This window comes from Lentilactobacillus parakefiri, from assembly GCF_002157585.1.
GTDB lineage: Bacteria > Bacillota > Bacilli > Lactobacillales > Lactobacillaceae > Lentilactobacillus > Lentilactobacillus parakefiri.
Genome location: NZ_BDGB01000018.1, coordinates 1 through 4,422 on the forward strand (window position 1 = coordinate 1; position 4,422 = coordinate 4,422).

Genomic DNA, 4,422 nt, shown 5'->3' on the forward strand with positions numbered 1-4,422 from the left:
TTTTTAAATCAAGCTCAAAATAACCGATAATAGTTAGGTGGTAATGACTATGCCTAATCAATATGAAAAACTAGTTGAGCAACAAGCGCGTTTAAAACAAAAAATTGAGCGAGAAGATTTTAAATTACGGCAATCTAAATACTATGAAAATCGGCAAGCCCGTAAAGCCCGTTCTCGCCGATTAATTCAAAAAGGGGCTTTGCTCGAAAAATACTTTCAAGCTGATAACCTCTCTGTCGAACAAACCGAGGAGCTTTTAAAGATATTTGCCGATTACGTTAATGCCCATAAACCAAATAAACTCAAAAATGATCAGCCTAATAACTAGGCCGATCGTTTTTATTTTCTGGATCATTTTTGGGCTTGATTTCTGGGTTCTGATCCGCAAAATCTTTTAACTGTTTTTGAATTCTTTTACTAGTTTTGTCTTTAACTGATTTAAGCGCTAAGTTTGCTCTAATTTGTAATCCTTGAATGCCATTGTCATATGTCCACCGTTTAATTTTAGCCATGTCATTAGTTCGATAATAATTGGCAATTAGTTCATTCCATTGATCCCACTTATCTAACGGCACATTGATTAAGCCTGCACCACCGTCAATCATAATTTTATTAGCACTTAAAGTTGCCGTCCTTTTGTTCCCGTCCCAAAAGATTTGTTGGCGCATATTATGATACATGACAGTCAATGCTTTATCAGTAATCGTCGTTCGTGGATCAGCCAAGATTTTTTGTAAAAAGGATTGTTCTTGTTTTTCGTTAATTAAAGGTGGTTCAAAAAAGTCTTCACTACCTAAATCAACTCCTCCTTTCCCTTGCCGTAATTCTCCCGGTATTAAGGCATCTTCCGCTGCCACAATCTTGTTGATTTGTTTTTCCATGGTTAACGTTAAAGGGGAATTTTGAGCAGTGATATATTGCCACCCACGCTTTAAATTAACAATCGTCAAAACATCTTCAACAGGTACTCCTGCTACGCTCATACCGTCCATAATAGTTTGTGTTTGTGGCAAAGTGGTATTAACGCCTTCAAAACGAGCATTAGTATGCACTAACTTGGTAAAGTTTGCTCGGGCAAACCGTTGGTTTTCTGCAGCTGTGAATTTATACTTGTCCATATATGTTCGAGTTTTAGCCATATTTTGTGCCTCCTTTCTATTCAGTCACTGATTATTTGACCTGTTCATGTTAAATCACAAAATGCTTTTCGTTGATAATTTGCTCTTGGCGTTTATCTAAGAGGTAAGTGTGTAACGCGTCAAACAGCTTGCGTTTATCAGGATCTGGATTATATGCCGCTTGTTCCCAAATGTCTTGAATATTGACTGCCCAGGGGTCAGCCAATAATTGATCAATTGTTTCGATTTCTTTGCTGGGTTTGGTCATTTAAAAAGCTCCTATCCCGTTTTTCTAGCTCAGCTATCGTCAATTCGGCCACTTAAGGCGCCTATTTTTGCTTCTAAGCGATTTTAAAACAGTTTTAATGTAATTATGCACTGCAACACTTAAAACGGCTTAAATGAGCTAATATGACGTTTAATTCCAAGAACGCTCATTGTCAGTGTTCTGTTCTTCGGGGTGTTTGGCCGCATATTCTCTAGCCGCTTGTTTATTCCACCAAACACCAAATAGGTTTTGCATGGTGCCGTACAAGTAGTTTTCCACGTTCTTGATATGCTTTTCATTGCTTCTTAGGGCGTTAAAGTAGCGTCTCAAGGCTTTAGTCATCAAAGATTTTAGTTCTTCATCGTCTAGTGGGATTAGAACGCCAATGTCCTGATGATCCTTCTCAACTCGGTACTTAGCATTTAAGATAATGCCAATGAACCGGCGCATTTGTTGTGGGGTTCGGCACCAAAAGCTAAGTAGTTGCACAGCTTCGGGTTCTAAGAAAACTGGTAACCCACTATCTTCATCAGTTAAGAAGTCATTAGCATGGTTCACGAGATCATGGTTTTGCTTTTCTAGTTCTGCTGGTGAGAAATGAGCTGTGGAAAAGTCCAACTTTTGAGTATCTATATTGTATCTATTAGTATCTAAACCTCTAGTATTGTTTAGATTGTGTTTCATTTTGAAACTTCCGCTTGTATCAAGGGATTTCGGCTCTTTTTGTCGGGGTTTCATTTTGAAACTTCCGCTTGTATCAAGGGATTTCGGCTCTTTTTGTCGGGGTTCCATTTTGAAACTTCCGCTTGTATCAAGGGATTTCGGCTCTTCATTAGTAATCTTTTTTTTGTAAATGTCTTTAGTTGTAACTTCGAGGTCAGCTAGATAAAGATGATTTGGTAGATTCTTCTTTTTCTTCGGATCAAATCCTAAGTTAACTTGATAGAGTAACTTTGCCCTTTCTAATTCTTTTTTTACTTTAACAATTTTCGCATTGCCCCAGCCAAATAAATTATGAAGCTCTTGATTTGTGAAAATGAAATAGACTCGATTCTTCTCATCAATCCAGTTGTTTCTTAATGAGTAATCTAGACGATCACGTAAAATCATATATCCTAACTTAGCACTATCACTTAGCTTTTTGTATTTTTCTCCGTATAGTAAAACTTGTGGGAATTGAAAAAAACGGGTTTCATAAGCTTTTTTTGATTCAATAAAATTAAAATTTGTTTGATCCATAATAAAACTCCCCTTCATTGACTTGTACATGCTGTCTTCAAAGAGAGTTGCTAAAACATCAGACTTGTTCTAAAATACAAATTTGATATGCTCTGACTGAATTATAAAGCATCATTGGCAGTGAGGACTTTGTAAATTCACCAGCATGTGTTTGTTTGTGAGTTGCAATTCGGCAACTTTTTTAATTTTTAAGAACTAAAAATGGACCAAGTAGTTATTAGAAGCTACTTAGTCCATTGGTCTTATCTTCGTTTTAATTAGTTTACCTTTGCTTGCCCCTTAAGGTTTGCTTGCGGTATAATTAGCACGTAAACAAGATTACAATTTGTTCAAGCAATTTTAACTTGGCGGTGAAAATTGCTTGGACTAGGTAGCTGCAAGATAGCTACTTGTCAATACTGCAAAAATCCCAATCCCGAGTGGATTGGGATTTTTTGTTTATGAACAAAGCATATCATTCTGCAAAGGTTAAGTAAATAGTTTTATGGATATGATTTATGATTAATCATAAATCATATAAAATTTGTGATTAATCATAAATCATGGTAAAATGTTTATGTAAAGGTAGGTGCTACTATGAATGGGAAAACACTATTAAACTTCAACTTTAAAGGTGGCGTTGGTAAGACCACCTTGACTGTAATGGAAACCTATTTATTGGGTCAAGAGGGGAAAAAAGTACTACTGATAGATTTCGATCCCCAGGGAAATGCAACTGAAATTATGAAGGAGACTTATAAAGCCGATTTAAAGCCGGAACTTTCATTATATGAGGGCCTTCTTGGAGGGAATTTGTCTAAATCTATTGTGTCTGTTACAAACCAAATTGATATGATTCCTACAGATTGGACATTGTCTTTATGGATTGGTGCTGTAGAAAAAGTTAGTCGGGTTAAACGTAATATTCTATTACCACAAATGCTTTCAAAGTTAAAACAAAATTACGATTATATTTTTATTGACGTACCACCAACAATAAATGTCTTTACTAATAACGCAATCATGGCTTCAGATTTCATCTCAATTGTCTTACAAACTCAAAAGCAGTCATATACAAGTTCTTTAAAAACAGCTACACATTTAGGTGAACTACGTGAACAATACAATGGAAGTTTTCAGTTAGTTGGTGTCATATTGTACTTAATGAAGCCACGTGCAAAAGTTGATACTGAAATTTCTGCACAAGCAAAAGACTTTTTTGGCGAAGGGGTCTTTTCAAACTCAATTAGAACTCAAGAACGGGTTAAAACGTTTGCTAATGAAGGAATACGGAATAAAGACCATTGGGATAAAAGAGCAATCCAAATGTACCAAATGGTTCTTAATGAACAACTACTTAGAATTCAACAGTTAGAGGAGTAATTTATCATGGCAGAAGATTTTTTAAACAAAGTTAGTAAAAAGGCATCTGAACAACTTAAAAATCTAAAAAGTCCATACCAATTCGAAACAGAAAGAACTAAAACCGTTCAACTTCGCATGAGCACATATAAAGAAGTTAAACGCATCGCTTTTGAGAATGACGAAAAAATTGTTGATGTCTTAGAAAAAATTATTCGTGAAGGCCTTGCCAAACGTAAATAAGATTGAGCTTAACTTATGTATTATTGATTGTGTGATTTATGATAAAAGATTAATCTTTTATCATAAATCACACAATCAATAAACTTCACTGTACAAGGTATATTTAAAATAAATTTGATTTAAACATACGTGGTAGATCGCAAATTTAGGGGTCTAGAATTTTTGGTGTTGGAAAGTATTTCCATTCCAAAAGTACTAGGCCCTTTTTGATAA

The 4,422-nt window shown here is 35.3% G+C and carries 6 protein-coding genes; 3 read left to right on the plus strand and 3 right to left on the minus strand.

The window, feature by feature from the left end:
* Positions 1–49: 49 nt before the first annotated feature.
* On the plus strand, positions 50–328 hold the full coding sequence (locus tag LPKJCM_RS00925) for a hypothetical protein (RefSeq protein WP_013855167.1): 279 nt from the start codon (positions 50–52) through the stop codon (positions 326–328).
* Here the strand turns inward: LPKJCM_RS00925 and LPKJCM_RS00930 are convergent.
* The 3 genes from LPKJCM_RS00930 to LPKJCM_RS00940 form a co-directional block, all read right to left on the minus strand.
* A complete protein-coding gene (locus LPKJCM_RS00930; RefSeq protein WP_057961562.1) occupies positions 318–1,139 on the minus strand; it encodes a Fic family protein in 822 nt (273 codons plus the stop codon). The genes LPKJCM_RS00925 and LPKJCM_RS00930 overlap by 11 nt on opposite strands.
* Positions 1,140–1,188: 49 nt before the next feature.
* On the minus strand, positions 1,189–1,386 hold the full coding sequence (locus LPKJCM_RS00935) for a hypothetical protein (protein ID WP_054762704.1): 198 nt from the start codon (positions 1,384–1,386) through the stop codon (positions 1,189–1,191).
* Positions 1,387–1,536: 150 nt separating this feature from the next.
* Complete coding sequence (locus LPKJCM_RS00940) at positions 1,537–2,625, minus strand: replication initiator protein A (RefSeq protein ID WP_087069501.1); 1,089 nt, start codon at positions 2,623–2,625, stop codon at positions 1,537–1,539.
* Positions 2,626–3,201: 576 nt separating this feature from the next.
* Between LPKJCM_RS00940 and LPKJCM_RS00945 the strand changes: the two genes are divergently transcribed.
* Entirely contained in the window at positions 3,202–3,987 is a 786-nt protein-coding gene (locus tag LPKJCM_RS00945) for a ParA family protein (protein ID WP_005728422.1), read from the plus strand.
* Positions 3,988–3,993: 6 nt separating this feature from the next.
* Positions 3,994–4,209, plus strand: coding sequence for a hypothetical protein (locus LPKJCM_RS00950; RefSeq protein ID WP_003649837.1), 216 nt, complete (start codon positions 3,994–3,996; stop codon positions 4,207–4,209).
* Positions 4,210–4,422: the final 213 nt, after the last annotated feature.